Here is a 19778-nt window from a genome sequence, read left to right on the forward strand (position 1 = left end):
GCGGGCAGGGACATGGGAACTCGGGGTCGATGCTGGAGCGTTCAGGGGGCGGACACCGTGGGCCATGCGGACTGGCGGGCCACGGTCTCGCGGAAAGGGCCGGGCAAGTTGCGGCGGGGCCACGTGTCGCGCCGCGACGGCGGCGGCAGCACCCGCTCGACACCGCGGCTGGCCGGCGGTCGGTGAGGATATCCCGAGTGAGCGGCGCGCCCGATGCCGCGGTCCAGCCCGGGCGCCCGCTGCACCGCGTCGGACGGTGGCGCCAGGCTGCTGATGGGCAGTTCGCCTCGTCGACGCTCAGCCAGGCTGACTCGCTTCATCGCTGGCGACCGGTTTCATCATTTCCTGTCTCGCCTCATCGGGCGATCCTTCTCGTCCTGGTCCCGGTGGTCTTGATGGCCGTCATCTCGATGCCCCTGAGCCGGAACCGGCATCCCGGAGAACTCGTTCAGGCGGACACTCGCGCGCGACACGAGACCTGACCGCTGTCACTTCAGCGCGCCCACTGTCCCAACAGCCACTTGGTGGCTTCGAACCACGCGAGCGCGCCGAGACAGAGCGCCGCACCGATCAGCAACAGGGACGCCGACGGAGTGGTGAACATGAACAGGCCGCTGATCGCCGGCACCCACAGCACCAGCACCAAGAGCACGCAAGTGGCCGACGCGATCCAGCCAAAGGCAGCATTCCAGGGACGAGAGGCGTCGCGACGCCGGGTCCATGTCCTGTTGACGTGGATCAGGGCCAGGCTGCTGACGACCAACACGGTGAAGGCAAGCGCGCGTGCCGTCTCGTCGGAGCCCGATGCCGATCGGGCGACCAGGTAGGCGACGAGCACGATGCCGAACAGCCCGCTTCCCTGGACGAAGCCGCGCAGCAGCACCTGGGCATCGAACAGGCGTGCGTCCGGTCGCCGGGGTGGCGCGCGCATCGCCTCGGGCTCCAGTGGCTCGGCCTCGAACACGATGGAGCAGGCCGGGTCGATGATCAGCTGCAGGAACAGGATGTGCACCGGCATCAGCATCATGGGCCAGCCGAGCACCAGCGGCACAATGGACAGGCCGACGATCGGCAGGTGCACCGCGACGACGAAGGCGATGGCCTTGCGCAGATTGGCGAACACCCGACGGCCGTAACGCACGGCGGTCACCAGGGACGCGAAGTCATCGTTGAGCAGCACCAGGGCCGCGGCCTCGCGGGCGACGTCGGTGCCGCGCGCACCCATCGCCACGCCGATGTGGGCGGCCTTCAGCGCCGGCGCATCGTTCACGCCGTCGCCCGTCATGGCGACCACGTCGCCGCGCGCCCGGAACGCCTGCACCAGCCGAAGCTTCTGCTCGGGCTGCACGCGGCAGAAGACGTTGGTGTCGGCCAGGCGCGCCGCCAGGCCGGCGTCGTCCAATCGGTCGAGTTCGGGGCCGGTCACGGCATGGCCATCGGCGATGAGACCGGCCTGCCTGCCGATGGACAGCGCCGTCTGCGGATGGTCCCCGGTGATCATCACCACCCGGATGCCCGCGGCCCGGCACTCGGCAATGGCAGCCGGCACGTCCGGCCGCACCGGGTCCTCCAGTGCCACGAGGCCGATGAACTCGAAGTCGAAGTCGTGCTGCGCATCGGGCAGGGTGCCGGACGGGAAGATGGCACGCGCGACGGCCAGGACGCGCAGACCCTCCCTGGCCATCGCTTCGACCTGCCGGGCGATCGGCGCGTGCTGTGCAGCGTCGAGGTGACAGAGATCCATGACGGCCTCTGGCGCGCCCTTCGCCGCCACCAACCGGTCCTGGCGATCCGGCGACTGCCACACACGCGACATCGCCAGCAGTTGCGGTGACAGCGGGTAGTCGTCGATCAACGCCCAGTTGCCATGCAGGTGCTCGGTGCCGGCGAGCTGGCGCTGACCGGCCTCCCCGATGGCCGATTCCATCGGATCAAAGGCTCGGCGGTGGCTCGCCAGGACGGCGTACTCCAGCACCGGGTGCAGCGCTTCCGGAAGGTCCGGCGAGGCGCCGCCGTCCAGGACCTGTTCCGCGTCGGCAGCCCAGAGCCTGCGGACCGCCATCCGGTTCATCGTCAAGGTGCCGGTCTTGTCGACGCACAGGACTGTCGTCGCACCAAGCAGTTCGACTGCCGGCATGCTGCGCGTGAGCACCCTTTCGCGTGCGAGCCGCCACGCACCCAGGCCCAGGAAGATGGTCAGCACCACGGGGAGTTCCTCGGGCAGGATGGCCATCGCCAGCGTGAGACCGGCCAGCAATCCGTGCAGCCAGTCGCCGCGTGTCAGTCCCCACGCCAGGGCCAACCCGGCCGCCAGGCTCAGCCCGATCGCCGCGACCCAGGTGACGATGCGCTGCGTCTCGCGCTGGACGGGCGTGGCGTCCGTCGAGATGGCCTGCAATGAGGCGCCGATGCGGCCCAGGGCACTGCGTTCGCCAGTGGCCGTCACGATGCCTCGCCCCGTGCCCTGTGTCACCAGCGTTCCCGAGAAAGCCTGCCTGCAAGCATCAGGGTTGGCGTCGGATGCAGAGCCTTCCGCCTGCTTCATCACCGGCGCCGACTCGCCGGTCAGCAGCGACTCGTCGATCGACAGGTTCGACGCCTCGACCAATTCAAGATCGGCGGGCACCCGATCGCCCTCGGCCAGCAAGACGATGTCCCCGACGACCAGCTCGCGGCCGGCGACGCGAATCGACTGGCCATCTCGAACCACCAGCGCGCGAGGGCTGGACAGGTCACGCAACGCTTCCAGGGACTGCTCGCTGCGGCGCTTCTGCACGTAGGTGATGGCGATGACGACCAGCACGAACCCCAGCAGCATCAGCGCTTCGTGGCGATCGCCGAGCGCGAGATAGATGGCGCCGCAGGCCACCAGCAGCAGGAACATCGGCTCCAGCACCACGTCCCGCAGCAGACCCCATACACCTCGGCGTGCCGTGGCGGGCAGTTCGTTCGGCCCGTCGCGTGCCAGGCGGTCGCTGGCCTCGGCTGCGCTCAGTCCAGGCGTGGTTGCGGCGTTCAAGCAGCGCTCGGGTTCACGGGTTTCGGCACGACCCTGCCGTGATCCAGGTCGGGCCGCCGCCAGGGATCGACGTGTGTCATCAGGTTGAGGACGCGGTGGCGCTGCATCACGCGATTGCGCGCCTCGACGGCGATGTCATGCCCGGCTTCGACGCTGAGCGCGGCGTCCACTTCGATGTGGGCATCGGCCACGATCATGTCGCCCATCTTGCGCGTGCGGATGTCGTGAACGCCTTGAATGCCCGGCGTTCCTTCGAGCGTGCCACGAATGGCGGCGACCTCCGCGTCGTCGATCGACCGGTCCATCAGGTCGTGCATGGCATCCCAGCCGAACTCCCAACCCATCTTGGCCACCATGAAGCCAACGATGGCGGCCGCGATCGGATCCAGGATCGGGTAGCCGGCGAGGTTGCCGGCAATGCCGATGCCGACCACCAGCGACGAGGCCGCGTCGGAGCGTGCATGCCAGGCGTTGGCCACCAGCATGCTCGACTTGACCCGCTTGGCCACCGACAGCATGTAGCGGAAGAGCAGTTCCTTGGCGACCAGCGCGCCGCCCGCGACCCAGAGCGCGGCCACGTGCACCTTCTGCACCGTCTCCGGCTGCTCCAGCTTGAGGAACGCGGACCACAGCATGCCCAGTCCGACCGCGAGCAGCAGCGCGCCCAGCACCAGGCTCGCGGCCGTCTCGAAGCGGTGATGACCGTAGGGATGGTCGGCGTCTGCGTCCTTCTGGCTGTGGTGGTTGGCAAACAGCACGACGAAGTCTGCGACCAGGTCCGACAGCGAGTGGATGCCGTCGGCGATCAGGCCCTGCGACTTTGTCAGGATGCCCGCGGCGATCTGGGTGGTGGTCAAGACCAGATTGACGGCAACGCTGACCCAGGTGCTGCGCGAGGCGGCCGCTGCCCGTTGCGCTGGGCTGTGATCTGGATCTTCGGAGTCTTCAGGGAGATTCGAGAATGGCATGGCGCGGTGCGTGGGATTGGAGCGGGCCGAAGTGGCAGGTTCCGCATGTGCAGCTTACGTGCCAAGTCTGAGCGGACGATTAACACAGCGCAGACGGGCGGCGCTGCCGCATTCGAGCGGCGCTTGAGGCGCAGGCCGGCCGTCAAGGCGCCCGATCGGTCGCAGGCGCATCGACCGTGGTGCCCATGGGCCACCGGTCATCGTGCCCCCTGCATCGGCGCACCCGCAGGACACGGGTGGGCCGTCCGAGGAGCCATCGTTCGATGGTGGCGCCGTGGGCCCGGCGCGACCGGTTTACCATTGCCGAAAACGACCGCCGTGCGCAGGGCACGACACGACATGACGCCGCCACCGCAGACGCCCCATGACCTCGTTGTATTCGACCCCTCGATGCATGTGGGAGAGCCGGTCGTCGACGCCCAGCACCGCATGCTCATCAGCGAGCTCAACCGCCTGATTGCCGCCACGCAGGCGATGCCGTCGTCCGAGGTCTTCTCAGACGGGCTGTCGCGGCTGGGGCGCCAGCTGGACGCGCACTTCCGCTTCGAAGAACAACTCATCCGCGGCCTGGGAATGCCGGCCGACGAGATCGAGGCGCATGTCCATTCGCACAGCGAGATCCTCGCCCAGTACACCGACCTGAACCTCGACCTGATGCGGCTGAAGGCCGTGTCGCGCGCCGAAGTGCTGGCCATGATGCAGCGCTGGCTCGTCGAGCACATCGTCGTGCACGATGCCAGCATGCGCGATTACCTGCCAGCGTAGGCCGCATCCCCGGGCGCAGCGCATGGCCGGGCCCGGCCGTTGCGCGCGCGACCACTGTCGCACCGCCGCGCCGGGTGGCACCCGGCCCCGGCACATCCGCGGCCCAATGCCGCGGTGAACACAGCCACCACCGAAGGCTGTGGTCGAGCCCCCGTCCCGCGCCGCTGTCGCGGTTGATGCCAACCCACCCGACGAGGCCGCCATGCCCTTCGAGCCCACCGCCAAGGTCCAGGACCTGCAACGCCGCCTTGCCGCGTTCATGGACGAGCACATCTACCCCAACGAGCCGCGCCACGCCAACGAGGCCGAGTCGCTGGGCCCGTGGCAGGTGCACCCAGTGATCGAGGAACTCAAGCCGAAGGCACGGGCGGCCGGGCTGTGGAACCTGTTCCTGCCCGAGTCCGGGCACGGCGCGGGGCTGAGCAACCTCGAGTACGCGCCGCTGTGCGAGATCATGGGACGCTCGTTCCTGGCGCCCGAGGTCTTCAACTGCTCGGCGCCGGACACCGGCAACATGGAGGTGCTGGCGCGCTACGGCACGGCGGAGCAGCAGGCGCGCTGGCTGGTGCCGCTGCTGGCCGGCGAGATCCGGTCGTGCTTCGCGATGACCGAGCCGGGGGTGGCCTCCAGCGACGCCACCAACATCGCGTCGTCGATCGTGCGCGACGGCGACGACTACGTCGTCAATGGCCAAAAGTGGTACACCACCAACGCCACCGACCCGCGCTGCCGCATCGCCATCTTCATGGGCAAGACCGATCCGGATTCACCCGATCGCCACCGGCAGCAGTCGATGATCCTGGTGCCGATGGACACGCCCGGTGTCACCGTGGTGCGGGCGCTGCCGGTGTTCGGCTTCTACGGCATGCCCGACCGCGCCTCCGAGGTGCGCTTCGAGAACGTGCGCGTGCCGGTGTCGAACATGCTGCTGGGCGAAGGCCGCGGCTTCGAGATCGCCCAGGGCCGGCTGGGACCGGGCCGCATCCACCACTGCATGCGGCTGATCGGCCTGGCCGAACGTGCGCTGGAGCGCATGTGCCGCCGCTCGCTGGGCCGCGTGGCCTTCGGCAAGACGGTGGCCGAGCAGGGCGTCACGGTGGAGCGCATCGCCGAATCGCGCATCCTGATCGAGCAGTCGCGCCTGTTGACGCTGAACGCCGCGCACCGCATGGACACGGTGGGCAACAAGGTGGCCCGCACCGAGATCGCGATGATCAAGGTGGCGGTGCCGCAGATGGCCGCCAGGGTGATCGACTGGTCGATCCAGGCGCATGGCGGCGGGGGCACCAGCAACGACTTCGGCCTGGCGCATGCCTATGCCATGGCGCGCGTGCTGCGGCTGGCCGACGGGCCCGACGAGGTCCATCGCCAGCAGATCGGCCGGCTCGAACTGCGCAAGTACGGATAGTGCGTTCAGGACGACAGGGTCGGCCCGATCGGGCGATTGCCCAGCACGTCGGCCGGGTCGGCGGGGTCGAGCATCAGGTCGCGGGCCATCTGGGCCAGCAGCAGGGCCCCGGGCGAGGTGCCGCCGCTCCACATCTTGGTGGCCAACTCCAGCCGCCGGTTGTAGTCGCCCACCGAGGTGGGCGCGTCCCATTCGGAGGCGGCAACCCGGGCAAACAGCTCACGGTCGAGCTCCGTCAGGCGAATCGATTCTCCGAACCTCAGCATGGTGCCTCCTGATGGGCCCGGAACAGGCCCTGACTGGTTATCGACCCCGTGCCGCGGTGCATTGAGCCATGGGGCCCGACGCGGTGAGGGCGAAAAGAGTGTGGAAGGTCGGGCATTTCAGCCCCCTGTCGGCCAGCTGTCGCGGCCTGGGCGACCCCGAACGCAAGCCCCTTCGGCGCCGCACGGCCACTGCGGCGGACATTGCGACGGGCATTGCGCCGACGGGTACAGTCGGCACTCGGTCCGGTCGAACCCCCACGTGACGAATGCCCTCGAGGTCGAGCTGAAGTTCCTGGTCCCCGCCGCCGCGCGGGCGGCCGTCGCCGCCGAGATGGCGCGTGGCGCCGCACCACCTGAGCGCACGACGCTGGCGGCGATGTACCTCGACACCGACGATCGCCGTCTGGCGCGTGCGGGCATGGCCTGGCGCCTGCGCCGCGAAGGCCGCCGGTGGGTCCAGGCCCTGAAGGCTGGCGGTGCCAATGCGCTCGAGCGCTTCGAGCACGAGGTGGTCCGGCCCGACGCCACCCACGACGCGTCGGCGCACGCCGGCACGCCGGTGGGCGACCGCCTGCTTGCACTGCTGCGCCAGGCGCGCGCCGATGGCGTCGAGCCCCGGGTGCGCTTCCAGACCCAGGTTCGGCGCACGTCGCGCCGAGTCCGCACGCGCGGCGCCGTCGTCGAGATCGCCTTCGACGAAGGGCGGCTGATGTCGTCGGGGGCGACCGCCACGATCCGCGAGATCGAGTTCGAGCTCGTCTCCGGATCCGTCGTCGCGATGTTGGCGCTGGTGGAGCGGTGGAGAAAGCGCTTCGGACTGGTCTACGACCCGCGCAGCAAGGCCGAACGGGGCGATCGGCTGGCCGAGGGTTCGCCGTACCCCGTGGTGCGCAAGGCCGCCCGGCCGGACTATGCCGGCGCGGCAAACGCGTTGCAGGCCTATGGCACGGTGGTGGACGAGTGCCTTTCGCAGATCACGCGCAACGCGATCGGGCTGGCCGAAGGCGATCCGGCGCAGCGGGTCGAGCACCTGCACCAACTGCGCGTTGGCATCCGCCGCTTGCGCAGCGCCGCGCGCAGCTTCCGCGGCTGGGTGCCGGCACCACCGCTGCCCCTGGTGGCAGGCTTGCGCGGGCTGTTCGCCACGCTGGGCCGTGCGCGCGACGGCGACGTGATGGACAAGGGCGTGGTGGCCGAACTGGCCCAGGTCGGCGCGCCACCCCTGACGCTGCCCGGTGTCGCCGACACCTTCGATCCCGTGGCCGCCCTGCGATCGACCGAGACGCAGCAGATGTTCCTCGGCTGGATCGCCTGGAGGGCGGCCCTGCCGGCCCATGCCGCGCCCGCCGTGGGCGAGGGCGTTGGTGAAGGCACCGCCGCGGGCCGCGGGCCGGGCCGGGCAGACCCGCCACCCCGCGCTCGCGCGTCTGGTGCGGAAGGCGACGCCAAGCCGTCGGCGAAGAACCAGGCCGCCGCCTTCCACCGCGATGCGGCGCGACGGCTGCGCCGATGGCAAGCCCTCTTCGCGGTCGATCGGGCGGCCTTCGATGGGCTCGACGAGGCCAGTCTGCATGCGCTGCGCAAGCGCATCAAGCGGCAACGCTACGCGGTCGAGTTCTTCGCGCCCGGCCTGCGCCGGCGCGCGGTGGACCGCTACCTGATCGCCCTGGCCGACCTTCAGGAGCGCATGGGTGAGCTCAACGACCTGTTCGTGGCCCGGGCGCGCTACCAGGCGCTGGTGGGGGCCGAGCCCGCGGCGTGGTTTGCATTGGGCTGGTTGACGGCCCGCATCGCGTCGGCGCGCGCGCGGGTCGAGCCTGCGCTTGCCCGGCTGGTCAAGGTCGACCCGCCGCGGCGCTGAGGCGCCGGCGCACGCTGACGAGCGCGGCGCTCGGCGTGGCTGGGCGCAGGGCAGCGGGCCTCTTGTCGGGGCGCCCGATGCCGCCCTCTGCCCTCGGAACCGGTCAATGCACCGGCGCGGGTGTCGCCTCGGCAGCGCGCGGCGCCACGGTGGGCGCGATCTCGGCGGCCTTCGGCTCATCCTGACGCGACACCTGAGCGGCCACGGCCATCAGGCTGCAGATGGCCGCACGGGTGTCGGTCAACCTTTGCCGCATGGCCGACAGCGTGTCCGTGTAGGCGGCCGGAAACTCGACCAACTGGCGGTCGATGTGGGTCAGCCAATGCGACAGCACCCGCTGCATGAGGGCCGGCGTGCCGACGCGGCCGTCGGGCCAGGAGGCGAGCAGCGCCGCCACCGGGAAGCCGTCCAGGTCGTTGGCATGGCGGGCCAGTTCGTCGAGCAGCCGGGCGGTCGACGGAGCATCCGCGTGCTGGTCACCCGAGTTCATGAGGGATCTCCTCGTTGGTTGCGCCACCGCATGTCACTGCGCGGCAACCACGCTCTGGTCGCGAATCGAACCTGGCTGTGAGAAGCCAGGTGCCGCTGACGTGGCCCGCAGCCCCGATGGGTGGCGGTGCAGCCTGATGGCAAGTGTAGTCCGCGGCGACCCGCCGGCTTCAGCTTTTCGGCGGCGGACTTGACGTGGCTCGCCTCTGGCGACGGACCGTTGTCCGCCGACGCGCAACGCACCGGTCGGCATGGGAGGGTCTGCCGGGTGCCGGCGGCGCGTCGGCTGCCGCCCGAACGGCGCGACGGCGGGGCCGGATCCGGGGAATCCGAGGGCGCCGTCGGGCGGGCCGGCAGCGCGAGCCGCGCGCATTGCCGAAAGCGTTTCAACAATATAAACTATTTATATCATTCAAATGGAGATGCCGAATGGCTGCTCGAAAGACCCCTGCTGCAACCGCTCCCGCCAGGGCCGCTGCGCCCGCCAAGGCCGCCCCGGTCAAGACCCGCAGCGCACGGCGCCCCGCCTCTCCAGGCGGCGTCGGCACCGCCCCGATGCCCGTCGAGCCCACCCCTGCCTCGCAGCCCACCGTGGCCGACCAGGCGCCGAAGGCTGCGAAGCCGCCCAAGGCCGGCAAGGTGGCCAAGGCGTCGAAGGCACCGAAGGCACCCAAGCTGCGGGTGAAGCCGGTGCGCGACGGCTTCACGATGCCCGAGGCCGACTTTGCGCTGATCGGCACGCTCAAGGCACGCGCGATGTCCGCGCAGCGCGAGACGCGAAAGAGCGAGTTGCTGCGCGCCGGCCTGCATGCACTGGCGGCGATGGACACGCCCACGCTGGTGGCCGCGCTGGGCCAGCTCGAACCGGTGAAGGTCGGCCGGCCGAAGAAGGGCCACTGAACCCGCCTGGCCAGGCCGGCGTGGCCGGGCCGAATCAGGTCGCCGACGGCGCCGTCGATGCGCCCCGGGACGGCGGCCCATCGGCCGCGCCGGCCGATTCCCCGCCAGGCTGGCGCCGAGGACCCTCGGCGGGCACCCACATCAGGCGCTCGCCCATCCTCACCCGCGCGCCGGGCTCTATCCCGTCGCACAGCGTGAAGCCTTTCGGCGCGAAGACGATGATCGTGGAACCGTGCTGGAACCAACCCAGTTCCTGGCCCTTGGTGAAGCGGGCGTCGCAGGGCATCTGGTTCGGGCCGCGGTACTTCAGGTGCAGCAGCACGTCCAGGAAGTGCAGCCGGATGCTGGCCACCAGGATGGCCGCCACCGGCACCAGCGCCACCGGCTGATGGCCCCGCGCCAGGCGCAGGTGCAGCACGGCGCGCTCGTTGCGGCAGAACAGGCGCTCGACGCGGCGCAGCGCGATCGGGTTGACGTTCCAGGTGTCGCCGCTGTGGTAGGTGACGTGTTCGACACGGCCATCGTGCGGCGCATGGAAGCGGTGGTACATGCTCGAGGTGAGCCGCAAGGTCACGTAGCGGCCATCGCGGTAGGGTTCGGCCATGCCGTAGGCGCCGAAGAGGTCGTGCAAGGAGTACGGGAAGCCCTTGGCCTGGTAGACCGTGGTGCCCTCCACCCGGCCGCAGGCACCAACGATGCCGTCGCAGGGGCTGGTCATCGCATCGGCGTCGGGGTCGACGGTGCGGGCGCCTGGCGTCAACTCGCGCACGAAGCAGTCGTGCAGGCTGTCGAAGCGCTGCTGCCGGGCCTCGCCCAGGTCCAGCGGGGTGAACAGGCGCCAGACGGCGATCGAGCACCGCGTCAGCAGCGGGCTGCGGATCTGGCTGTACCAGCCCATCAGGCGGGTCAGCAGCAGGCGCGGCACGCGGTTGGTGAGCAGGAAGTTGAGGTCCTCCTGTTGCAACCATCGGCGGAGCAGGTGTCTGGGGGTCATCGCCTTGTCGCAGTCGCGTCGTACACCTCGGGCACCGAGACTTCCGATCGCCCATGAACCCCACCTTCGCCCTGGCCGCCGCCGCGCTGGCCGCCGCAGCCGCCTGCACACCGATGGCCTGGCGCCGGCTTCAGCTGTCTCGCGCCAAGCACCGCTCGCTGGGCGGCCACTCGCGCATGGCCAAGCGCGTGGCCGCGCTGATCCCGGGCTACTTCTACGACGAGGCGCAGTTCTTCGGCTCCGACGGCGCGCCTCCGGAGGCAATCGCGCGTCGCCGCGCCGGGCTGGATCGGCTGTCGGCGCTGTATGCCCAGCGCTTCGCGCGCACGCTGGCGCTCACGACCGACGCGGCACCCGGCATCTCCGACCTGCAGTTCACCGGCCGCTACCGCGTGCCGTTCCAGTATGGCGAGGTGTTGCGCCGGCATCTGCGCATCGGCGCCTTCATGCAGTCGGCCAGCGGGGTGACGTTGACCGACCTGGACGGCAACACCTTCTACGATCTCACCGGGTCGTACGGCGTCAACGTGTTCGGTGTCGATGTCTACAAGCACTGCATCGCCGAGGGCAGCGCCCGCGTGCAGGCGCTGGGCCCGGTGCTGGGCAGCTACCACCCTTGCGTGGCCTCGAATGCGGCGCGGCTGCGGCGCCTCTCGGGGCTGGACGAGGTGTCGTTCCACATGTCCGGCACCGAGGCGGTGATGCAGGCGGTGCGGCTGGCGCGCTATCACACGCGGCGCAGCCACCTGGTGCGCTTCTGCGGTGCCTACCACGGATGGTGGGAGGACGTTCAGCCCGGCCCCGGCAACCCCTTGCCGCCGCGCGAGACCTACACCCTGAAGGACATGCACGCCGATTCGCTGCGCGTGCTGCGCACCCGGCGCGACATCGCCTGCGTGCTGGTCAACCCGCTGCAGGCGCTGCACCCCAACGCCGGCGCGCCCGGAGATTCGACGCTGGTGGACAGCGCGCGCAGCGCCCGGTTCGACCGCGCCGCCTATGCCCGCTGGCTGCAGCAGTTGCGCCAGGTGTGCACCGAGCGCGGCATCGTGCTGATCTTCGACGAGGTGTTCGTCGGCTTCCGCCTGGCACCGGGCGGCGCCCAGGAGTACTTCGGGGTGCGCGCCGACATGGTCACCTACGGCAAGACACTGGGTGGCGGGCTGCCGGTGGGCGTGGTCTGCGGCCGCGCCGACCTGATGAAACGCTACCGCGACGAGCGGCCTGCCGACCTGTGCTTTGCGCGGGGCACCTTCAACTCGCACCCCTACGTGATGGGCGCGATGCAGGTGTTCCTGGAGCACCTCGACCACCCCGACACGCAGGCCGTCTACGACGGGCTCGACGAGCGCTGGAACCGCCGCGCCGAGCAGCTGAACGCGATGCTCGCCGCCGATGACCTGCCGGTGCGCGTGGCCCACCTGTCGACGATCTGGACGGTGACCTACACGCAGCCCTCGCGCTACAACTGGATGCTGCAGTTCTACCTGCGGGCCGAAGGCCTGGCACTGAGCTGGGTCGGCACCGGGCGCCTGATCTTCAGCCTGAACTACGGCGACGCCGACTTCGATGCGGTGGCCGCGCGCTTCGTGGCCGCGGCCCGCGCGATGCGCGAGGACGGCTGGTGGTGGCACGACCCGGCGCTGACCAACCGGGCCATCCGGCGGGGCCTGCTGCGCGAGATGCTGGCCCGGCGCTTGCGCCGCTGATCGTTGGGTCGGCACTGCAGGCCGCTGGCGGCCTGGGGAAGGCGACACCGGCGTCAGCGCGCGTGGTGCATCGGGTCGAGCAGTTCGCCCCGCAGCAGGGCCAGCGGCGCGCGGTGGTAGAGCTGGATGTCGTGGAACGGGTCGGTCAGGATCTTGGCCATCCACACCAGGCCCGTGCGCACGTCCTTCAGCACGAACAGCTGCAGCACGCGGAAGACAAGGCCGCCGATGCCGAGGACCAGCCAGGCCATGCCCAGGTCGTGCAGCCAGGCCGAGACCGTCGTGCTCGGCTCGATCGTGCCGCCCAGCGACGGATCGACGGCCAGCGCCACCGGCGCCAGCGCCCAGGCGGCCATCAGCACGCGCTTGCGCTGCAGGTTGTAGCCCACCTTGATCGCCTCCTTGTGCTCGTGCGTGGCCTGATTGACGGTGTCGTAGCCGCGCGGCTCGAAGAAGAAGTGGCCGGCCTGGCGCGTGCTCATCGACACGCCCCAGGCCAGCAGCGCGGCGGTGGCCGGGTCCACGAACAGCAGGCCATAGGCCACGACGAAGGAGATCGCGCTGACCAGGTGCAGCGTCTGGTTGATTCGGCTGTGGTGGTAGTAGCGGTGGTCGTCCCAGCGCTGCACCTCGAGGGCGTCGAGGAATGTGTTCACGTGGCCTCCTGGTCGATGTCGATGTGTGGCGGCATGATGACGGCGCACGATGAAGATTCGGTGACGGTGCGGCCGCATCATCGGGACACGGAGCCGTCATCGAACTGTTGCGCAAGGCGGGCACGATCCGCGCATGACCGATGTGCCCTTGCTTCCCATCGTCGTCGACGAGTTCCCGCCCGACCGGCGTTCGATGCGCATCGCCGTGGTCACCGAGACCTACCCGCCGGAGGTGAACGGCGTGGCGCTGTCGCTGGCGCGGGTGGTGGAAGGTCTTCGGGCCCGGCAGCATGCCGTGCAACTGGTGCGTCCACGCCAGCCGGCGGGCGAGGTGCCCGGGTCGGACGGCCGGTTCGACGAGGTGCTGACGCGCGGCCTGCCGATCCCGAACTACCCGCACCTGACCATGGGCCTGCCCTGCAAGCGGGCGCTGGTGCGCCTGTGGCAGCTGCACCGGCCGGATGTGGTGCACATCGCCACCGAAGGGCCGCTGGGCTGGTCGGCGCTGAAGGCGGCGTCCTACCTCAGGCTGCCGGTGTGCTCGGACTTCCGCACCAACTTCCACGCCTACAGCCGGCTCTACGGCGTGGGCTGGCTGAACAAGCCGATCCTGGCCTACCTGCGCAGGTTCCACAACGCCACCCGCCACACGATGGTGCCGACGGAGGCGCTGCGTCAGGAACTGTCCGTGCTCGGGTTCCGCAACCTGTCGGTGCTGGCGCGGGGCGTGGACACGGCCTTGTTCCATCCCTCGCGCCGCAGCACCGCGCTGCGCGCCCGCTGGGGTGCCGGTGACGACACGACGGTGGTGGTCTGCGTGGGCCGCCTGGCCGTCGAGAAGAACCTTGGCCTGCTGTTCACGGCCTTCGACGCCATGCGCGTCGCCGACCCGTCGGCGCGCCTGGTGCTGGTGGGCGATGGCCCGCTGCGCGGCGAACTCGAGCGCCGGCACCCGCAGGCGGTGTTTGCGGGCATGCGCTCCGGCGAGGACCTGGCCGCGCACTACGCGAGTGGTGACGTGTTCCTGTTCCCGAGCACCACCGAGACCTATGGCAACGTCACGCCGGAGGCCATGGCCAGTGGCTTGGCGGTGCTGGCCTACGACCACGCGGCCGCGGCGCAACTGATCAAGTCGTGGGAAAGCGGGCTGCTGGCACGGCTGGGCGACGCCACCGATTTCACCCGGCTGGCGGTGCGGCTGGCCGCCGACCGACCGTTGGCACGGCGACTGGGCCTCGGGGCCCGCGAATGCGCCTGTCGACACGGCTGGGACGGCATCGCCGGGCAGATCGAATCGGTGCTGGTGTCGACCATCGACGGCTCCGCCGAGCGGCCGTACCTGCCGGCGCGGCACCTGCCGGCCTGATCGGCCACGGCGGCGCGAGGCGCGTCGCCCGAGGCCGGCCACCGGCCTCTGTCACCCGGTCAGCCGTCCACCGGCCTCGGGCACCCGTTCAGCCGGCCGCCTCCGCATCCGACAGGCCCTGCGAGCGGCCGAGCCGGTGCTCGCGCCACATCAGCAGCGCCATGGCGCCGGCGATCGACAGGCCGAAGGCGGCCATCAGCGGCACGATCCCCACGTCCAGCGCCAGCAGGGCGGCGTAGCCGGCCAGCATGGCCAGGATGCTCAGGTTCTCGTTGAACCCCTGCACGGCCACCGACCGGCCGGCGCTCAGCAACTGGCAGCCGCGGTGTTGCAGCAAGGCGTTCATGGGCACCACCAGGACGCCGCCGACCGCGCCCGCCAGCACCAGCAGCGGCAGCGCGACGCCCAGGCTGCTGCACGCGGCCACGGCCACCATCAGCAGGCCCAGCACCACGCCCACCGGCAGCACCCGCGTGGCCTGGCTCAAGGGGATGCAACGCCCGGCCCAGCCCGCGCCGGCCACCACGCCGACCGCCACGCCGGCCTGCAGATAGGCGGCGCGGTCCAGCGGCAGCGACAGCACGTCGGCGGCCCAGCGCAGCACCGCGAACTGCAGCGTCGCGCCGACCCCCCAGAACAGCGTGGTCACGGCCAGCGACAGGCCGCCGCTGGCATCGCGCCACAGGGCGCGGTTGGCACGCCGGAAGTCCGCGACCATCGCCATGGGATGCATGCCGCTGCGAGGGTAGCGGGCGCCGCTGTCGGGGATGCCCAGGTTCAGCCAGGCGGCCACGCCGTAGACCGCGAACAGCGCCAGCAACGACAGCGTGCAGCGGGTTCCAGCGCTGCCTGTCCAGGCGGCGAACTGGGCCTGACTGGACACGGCCCAGGCAGACCCGCGCAGCAGATCGCTGACCAGCAGCCCGCCCAGCACCGTGCCCAGCAGCGCAGCGCCGACCACCGACACCTCGATCCAGCCATTGGCCGCCACCAGGCGCCGCGGCGGCACCAGCTCGGTCACCAGGCCGTACTTGGCCGGCGCGTAGGCGGCCGCGCCCAGGCCCACCACGGCGAAGGCCGCCACCGGGTGCAATCCCACCAGCAAGGCCATCACGCCGACGACCTTCACGCCGTTCATCCAGGCCATGAGCCGGGCCTTGGGCACCGCGTCCGCCAGTGGCCCGACGAACGGTGCCAGCAGGACGTAGGAGATGGTGAACGAGAACTTAAGCAGCGGCGCCCACCAGCCTGGCAGCCCCTGCTCGACCAGGATGGCGATGGCCACGATCAACAGCGCGTTGTCGGCCAGCGCCGAGGCAAACTGCGCGGCGATCAGGCGGTGGAAGCCAGGGGGCATGGCCCGAGTCTGGCCAGGCACTGCGACGCTCCTGTGTCGACGCCGTGACGCGGCCATGACCGGTCAACGGTGCGGCCCGGCCTGCCACCTGGGCACGAGCACGGGTCTTGCGCGATGGGTTAGACTGAATGAGACAAGGGTTAACCCTTGGCGTCCAGTTTCATGGGGAGTCTCCGCATGTCGTCCACATCCGATCGCCCGCGCGTTGTCCTGGCCACCGTCGACCAGGTGTTGCCCAGGCTGGGTCTGGCCTATGTCACCGACACCGACGCATGCAGTTGGGGCATCACGCGCAGCACGGCGGGTGATGGGCTGGACAGGCTGGACGTCGGCGCCCACGTGAAGCTGACGATCGAGGACCACGACGGCTTTGCCGTGGCCTCGGCCTGGTCCACGCTGGACTGATCCGCGACCGGGCCCGAGTCCGCGCGGCCTGGTCGGCTGGCCGCGCCGGGCTTGGCTGCGGTGCCGTTGCCTGGCACGCCCGGCCATTGCGGCGCGCGGGTGATCCGCGCCGCGCCGTGCCATCGGCGGCCACCCTGATCCCAGCGCCCGATCGCCCGGCCCCACGGGCGCGCGGCTGACTTTTCGACCCCGGGAGCCCTGCCGGCGTCCGTCTCCGGGGCGCGCCCACACAGGCCGCAGGCCGGGCTCACGAGACTCGGCTGTCACACCGACGTCACCGCTCCGGCCCACCATCGCGGCTCGGAAACGGGAGACGCGATGAGACACGACGCGGTGGAGGTCCAGGGCCTGAACAAGACATTCGGCACGCACCGCGCGTTGCGCGACGTGTCGCTGTCGGTGCGCTGCGGCGAGATGGTGGCGCTGCTGGGCGCCTCGGGCTCGGGCAAGTCGACGCTGCTGCGCCATCTGAGCGGCCTGCAGCGCGCCGATGCCGGCCCTGGCGGCATCGTCACGGTGCTCGGGCAGCCGGTGCAGATGGGCGGACGCCTGGCCCCCGACGTGCGCCGCACACGGGCCCAGGTGGCCATGGTCTTCCAGCAGTTCAACCTGGTCGACCGGCTGCCGGTGATGACCAACGTGCTGGCCGGTGCGCTGCACCGCATGCCGGCCTGGCGCTGGGCCATGGGTCGCTTCACCGACGACGAACTGCAGCGCGCCCAAGCGGCGCTGGGTTGCGTCGGCATGGCGGCCTGCGCCTGGCAGCGCGCGTCCACCCTGTCGGGCGGACAGCAGCAGCGCGCCGCGATCTCGCGCGCGCTGGTGCAGGGCGCCGAACTCATCCTGGCCGACGAGCCGATCGCCTCGCTCGACCCCGAGTCCAGCCGCCGCGTGATGTCGCTGCTGGCCGAACTGAACCGCGAGCTGGGTGTCACCGTGATGGTCTCGCTGCACCAGGTGGACTACGCCTTTGCCTTCTGCCCCCGCACCATCGCGCTGCGCGCCGGCGAGGTGGTGTACGACGGCCCGACGAAGCTGCTCGATGCCGCGCGCCTGCGCGAGCTGTACGGCACGCAGACCGACGAGCTGATGCCCACCGGGCACGCGGCTGTCGAGCCCACCGTCAACGCCATGCCACCCATGCTGCAGGCCGCCTGAGGCCGCGCAACCCACTCATTCACCGAGGACAACGACATGCAACGACGACACATCCTGGCCCTGTTGGCCACCACCGCCGCCTTGTGGACTGGCGGCGCCCTCGCGCAGGTGCGCGAAGTGAACTTCGGCATCATCTCGACCGAATCGTCGGCCAATCTCAAGAGTGCCTGGCAGCCGCTGCTGGACGACATGCAGAAGGCCACCGGCCTGACGGTGAAGGCCTTCTTCGCGCCCGACTACGCCGGGGTCATCGAAGGCATGCGCTTCAACAAGGTGCACGTGGCCTGGATGGGCAACAAGTCGGGCATGGAGGCGGTGGACCGGGCCCAGGGCGAGATCTTCGCCAAGGTGACCCAGGCCGACGGCGCGCTGGGCTACTGGGGCGTGATGATCGTCCACCGCGACAGCCCGCTGCGCACCCTGCAGGACGTGCTCAAGGCGCGCAGCACCCTGACACTGGGCTTCGGCGATCCCAATTCCACCAGCGGCACGCTGGTGCCGGGCTACTACGCCTTCGCGCAGAACCGCGTCGACGCGGTCAAGGACTTCAAACGCGTCGTGCGCGCCAACCACGAGACCAACATCCTGGCCGTGGTCAACCGCCAGGTGGACGTGGCCACGGTGGCCAGCGACGGCATCGAACGCATGAAGCTGAAGCAGCCCGAGAGGGCGGCCGAGCTGCGCGAGGTGTGGCGCTCGCCGCTGATCCCGAGCGATCCGATCCTGTGGCGCAAGGACCTCGATGCCGATGCCAAGAAGAAGCTGCGCGACTTCTTCCTGACCTACGGCCGCGACAGCCGCGAGAAGGACATCCTGAAGGCCTTGACCTTCGCCGGATTCGTGGCCTCGGACAACACGCAGCTGGTGCCGATCCGCCAGCTCGAGCTGGCCCGCGAGCGCAGCAAGGTCGAGGCCGATGCCAACCTGTCGACCGACGAGAAGCAGAAGAAGCTGCACGACATCGACGGCCGGCTCGCCGAGCTGGGCCGGCAGGTCGCCAGCGCGCAGTGATCCCGTGACCACCCTCGATTCCGCCGCGCCCAACGCGGCGCGCGCCCTGGCGGTCGCCCGGCCGCCCGCCCGCTCGGCCTGGTCGCTGGGCGGCTGGGGCCTGCTGCTGGCGGTGCTGGCCGGCAGCTGGCAGGGCGCCGACATGCGCCCGCTCGATTTGCTGCGCGACGCCGGCAACATGGCGCAGTACGCCAGCGGCTTCTTCCCGCCCGATTTCCACGAGTGGCGGCACTACCTGCAGGAGCTGGTGGTGACGCTGCAGATCGCGCTGTGGGGCACGGTGCTGGCCATCATCGGCTCGGTGCCGCTGGCCCTGCTGGCGGCCAGCAACCTCACGCCCTGGTGGGTGCACCAGCCGGTGCGGCGCCTGCTGGATGCCTGCCGGGCGATCAACGAGATGGTGTTCGCGCTGCTGTTCGTCGTGGCGGTGGGGCTGGGCCCGTTCGCCGGTGTGCTGGCGCTGTGGATCCACACCACCGGCACGCTGGCCAAGCTGTTCTCCGAGACGGTGGAGGCCATCGACCCGCAGCCGGTGGAGGGCATCCGCGCCACCGGCGCGCACCCGCTGGCCGAGATCCTGTATGGCGTGCTGCCGCAGGTGATGCCGCTGTGGATCTCGTACGCGCTGTACCGCTTCGAGGCCAACGTGCGCTCGGCGTCGGTGGTGGGCATGGTGGGTGCCGGCGGCATCGGCATGGTGCTGTGGGACGTGATCCGGGGCTTCCAGTACGCGCAGACCGCCGCGGTGCTGCTGATGCTGGTGGTCTCGGTGGCCCTGATCGACCTGTTCTCCGCGCGGCTGCGCAAGCGCTTCGTCTAGCCGTTGACCCGCACGACCCACGGGAGACCCGCCATGGACCTGATCGAGCAGATCGACGAGCTGTTTGCCCGCCACGGTGGCAGTGCCTACGAAGGCCGGCGCGAGGAGCCCGTGACGGCACTTGCGCACGCGCTGCAGTGCGCCCAGCTGGCCGAATGGGCCCACGCACCGGCCGGCCTGGTGGCGGCGGCCCTGCTGCACGACATCGGCCACTTCGTGCCGGCCGCCCCCGGCACCGATCTGGTGGACGACGTGCACGAGCTGCGGGCGCTCGGCCTGCTGGCCGGTGGTTTCGGCCGCGAGGTGCTCGAGCCGATCCGCCTGCACGTGGCGGCCAAGCGTTACCTGGTGGCCACCGACCCGCTCTATGCCGCGACGCTGTCGCCGGCCTCGGTGCACACGCTGGCGCTGCAGGGCGGGCCGATGTCGCCCGACGAGGTCTGGATGTTCCGCAAGCTGCCCGGCGCCGACGAGGCCCTGCAGCTGCGCCGGTGGGACGACCAGGCCAAGCAGCCCGGCAAGCGCACGCCGCCGCTGGACTACTACCTGGGCCTGCTGGACGAGGTGCGTCGGCAGCCCGAAGGCGATCGGCGCCAGCGGCTCGGATGCTTCGGCGTGACGTGATG

General features: G+C 70.6%; 18 protein-coding genes. 11 read left to right on the forward strand and 7 right to left on the reverse strand.

Annotated elements, in window-relative coordinates; genetic code table 11:
- Positions 1–493: 493 nt before the first annotated feature.
- Positions 494–3019: a cation-translocating P-type ATPase gene (locus EOINJALH_RS08975; RefSeq protein ID WP_234413736.1), complete on the reverse strand. Its 2526-nt coding sequence runs from the start codon at positions 3017–3019 to the stop codon at positions 494–496.
- Entirely contained in the window at positions 3016–3987 is a 972-nt protein-coding gene (locus EOINJALH_RS08980; protein ID WP_088280015.1) for a cation diffusion facilitator family transporter, read from the reverse strand. The genes EOINJALH_RS08975 and EOINJALH_RS08980 overlap by 4 nt, the downstream gene beginning before the upstream one ends.
- 339 nt (positions 3988–4326) lie before the next feature.
- Between EOINJALH_RS08980 and EOINJALH_RS31655 the strand changes: the two genes are divergently transcribed.
- Positions 4327–4752 carry a bacteriohemerythrin gene (locus EOINJALH_RS31655; RefSeq protein WP_158219704.1) on the forward strand — a complete coding sequence of 142 codons (426 nt, stop codon included), beginning with the start codon at positions 4327–4329 and terminating at the stop codon, positions 4750–4752.
- A gap of 202 nt (positions 4753–4954) precedes the next feature.
- The gene (locus EOINJALH_RS08990; RefSeq protein ID WP_088280017.1) at positions 4955–6160 is read left to right on the forward strand and encodes an acyl-CoA dehydrogenase family protein; all 1206 of its coding nucleotides are present in this window, start codon (positions 4955–4957) and stop codon (positions 6158–6160) included.
- Positions 6161–6165: 5 nt separating this feature from the next.
- On the opposite strand, the gene EOINJALH_RS08995 is transcribed toward EOINJALH_RS08990, so the two are convergent.
- The gene (locus EOINJALH_RS08995; RefSeq protein WP_088280018.1) at positions 6166–6426 is read right to left on the reverse strand and encodes a hypothetical protein; all 261 of its coding nucleotides are present in this window, start codon (positions 6424–6426) and stop codon (positions 6166–6168) included.
- A gap of 259 nt (positions 6427–6685) precedes the next feature.
- Here EOINJALH_RS08995 and EOINJALH_RS09000 point away from each other — a divergent pair, with 259 nt between their 5' ends.
- A complete protein-coding gene (locus EOINJALH_RS09000) occupies positions 6686–8287 on the forward strand; it encodes a CHAD domain-containing protein (RefSeq protein WP_234413737.1) in 1602 nt (533 codons plus the stop codon).
- Between the two features lie 103 nt (positions 8288–8390).
- On the opposite strand, the gene EOINJALH_RS09005 is transcribed toward EOINJALH_RS09000, so the two are convergent.
- Complete coding sequence (locus tag EOINJALH_RS09005; RefSeq protein WP_088280020.1) at positions 8391–8777, reverse strand: hypothetical protein; 387 nt, start codon at positions 8775–8777, stop codon at positions 8391–8393.
- 554 nt (positions 8778–9331) lie between these two features.
- Between EOINJALH_RS09005 and EOINJALH_RS09010 the strand changes: the two genes are divergently transcribed.
- On the forward strand, positions 9332–9676 hold the full coding sequence (locus EOINJALH_RS09010; RefSeq protein WP_234413738.1) for a hypothetical protein: 345 nt from the start codon (positions 9332–9334) through the stop codon (positions 9674–9676).
- A 34-nt stretch (positions 9677–9710) separates the two neighbouring features.
- Here the strand turns inward: EOINJALH_RS09010 and asd are convergent, their stop codons facing one another.
- Positions 9711–10670, reverse strand: coding sequence for an archaetidylserine decarboxylase (gene asd, locus EOINJALH_RS09015; protein ID WP_088280022.1), 960 nt, complete (start codon positions 10668–10670; stop codon positions 9711–9713).
- Positions 10671–10723: 53 nt separating this feature from the next.
- On the opposite strand from asd, the gene EOINJALH_RS09020 reads away from it, so the two are divergent.
- Positions 10724–12379, forward strand: a complete 1656-nt coding sequence (locus EOINJALH_RS09020) for an aminotransferase class III-fold pyridoxal phosphate-dependent enzyme (protein ID WP_088280023.1) — start codon at positions 10724–10726, stop codon at positions 12377–12379.
- 53 nt (positions 12380–12432) lie between these two features.
- Here EOINJALH_RS09020 and EOINJALH_RS09025 read toward each other — a convergent pair whose 3' ends face one another.
- Complete coding sequence (locus EOINJALH_RS09025; protein WP_088280024.1) at positions 12433–13035, reverse strand: hypothetical protein; 603 nt, start codon at positions 13033–13035, stop codon at positions 12433–12435.
- Between the two features lie 133 nt (positions 13036–13168).
- Between EOINJALH_RS09025 and EOINJALH_RS09030 the strand changes: the two genes are divergently transcribed.
- The gene (locus tag EOINJALH_RS09030; RefSeq protein WP_088280025.1) at positions 13169–14401 is read left to right on the forward strand and encodes a glycosyltransferase family 1 protein; all 1233 of its coding nucleotides are present in this window, start codon (positions 13169–13171) and stop codon (positions 14399–14401) included.
- 88 nt (positions 14402–14489) lie between these two features.
- Here the strand turns inward: EOINJALH_RS09030 and lplT are convergent, their stop codons facing one another.
- Positions 14490–15758, reverse strand: a complete 1269-nt coding sequence (lplT, locus tag EOINJALH_RS09035) for a lysophospholipid transporter LplT (RefSeq protein WP_088280026.1) — start codon at positions 15756–15758, stop codon at positions 14490–14492.
- Positions 15759–15935: 177 nt separating this feature from the next.
- Here lplT and EOINJALH_RS09040 point away from each other — a divergent pair, with 177 nt between their 5' ends.
- From EOINJALH_RS09040 to EOINJALH_RS09060, 5 genes are all read left to right on the forward strand, one after another.
- Positions 15936–16163, forward strand: a complete 228-nt coding sequence (locus tag EOINJALH_RS09040; protein WP_088280027.1) for a hypothetical protein — start codon at positions 15936–15938, stop codon at positions 16161–16163.
- Between the two features lie 318 nt (positions 16164–16481).
- Positions 16482–17321 (forward strand): phosphonate ABC transporter ATP-binding protein, encoded by an 840-nt coding sequence (phnC, locus tag EOINJALH_RS09045; RefSeq protein WP_088280028.1) that lies wholly within the window; start codon positions 16482–16484, stop codon positions 17319–17321.
- Between the two features lie 36 nt (positions 17322–17357).
- Positions 17358–18332: a phosphonate ABC transporter substrate-binding protein gene (phnD, locus tag EOINJALH_RS09050; protein WP_088280029.1), complete on the forward strand. Its 975-nt coding sequence runs from the start codon at positions 17358–17360 to the stop codon at positions 18330–18332.
- Between the two features lie 4 nt (positions 18333–18336).
- Complete coding sequence (gene phnE, locus EOINJALH_RS09055) at positions 18337–19152, forward strand: phosphonate ABC transporter, permease protein PhnE (protein ID WP_404872748.1); 816 nt, start codon at positions 18337–18339, stop codon at positions 19150–19152.
- Positions 19153–19185: 33 nt separating this feature from the next.
- Entirely contained in the window at positions 19186–19776 is a 591-nt protein-coding gene (locus tag EOINJALH_RS09060; RefSeq protein ID WP_088280031.1) for an HD domain-containing protein, read from the forward strand.
- Positions 19777–19778: the final 2 nt, after the last annotated feature.

The sequence above is a fragment of the Ideonella sp. A 288 genome (assembly GCF_002198735.1).
Taxonomy (GTDB): domain Bacteria; phylum Pseudomonadota; class Gammaproteobacteria; order Burkholderiales; family Burkholderiaceae_C; genus Pseudaquabacterium.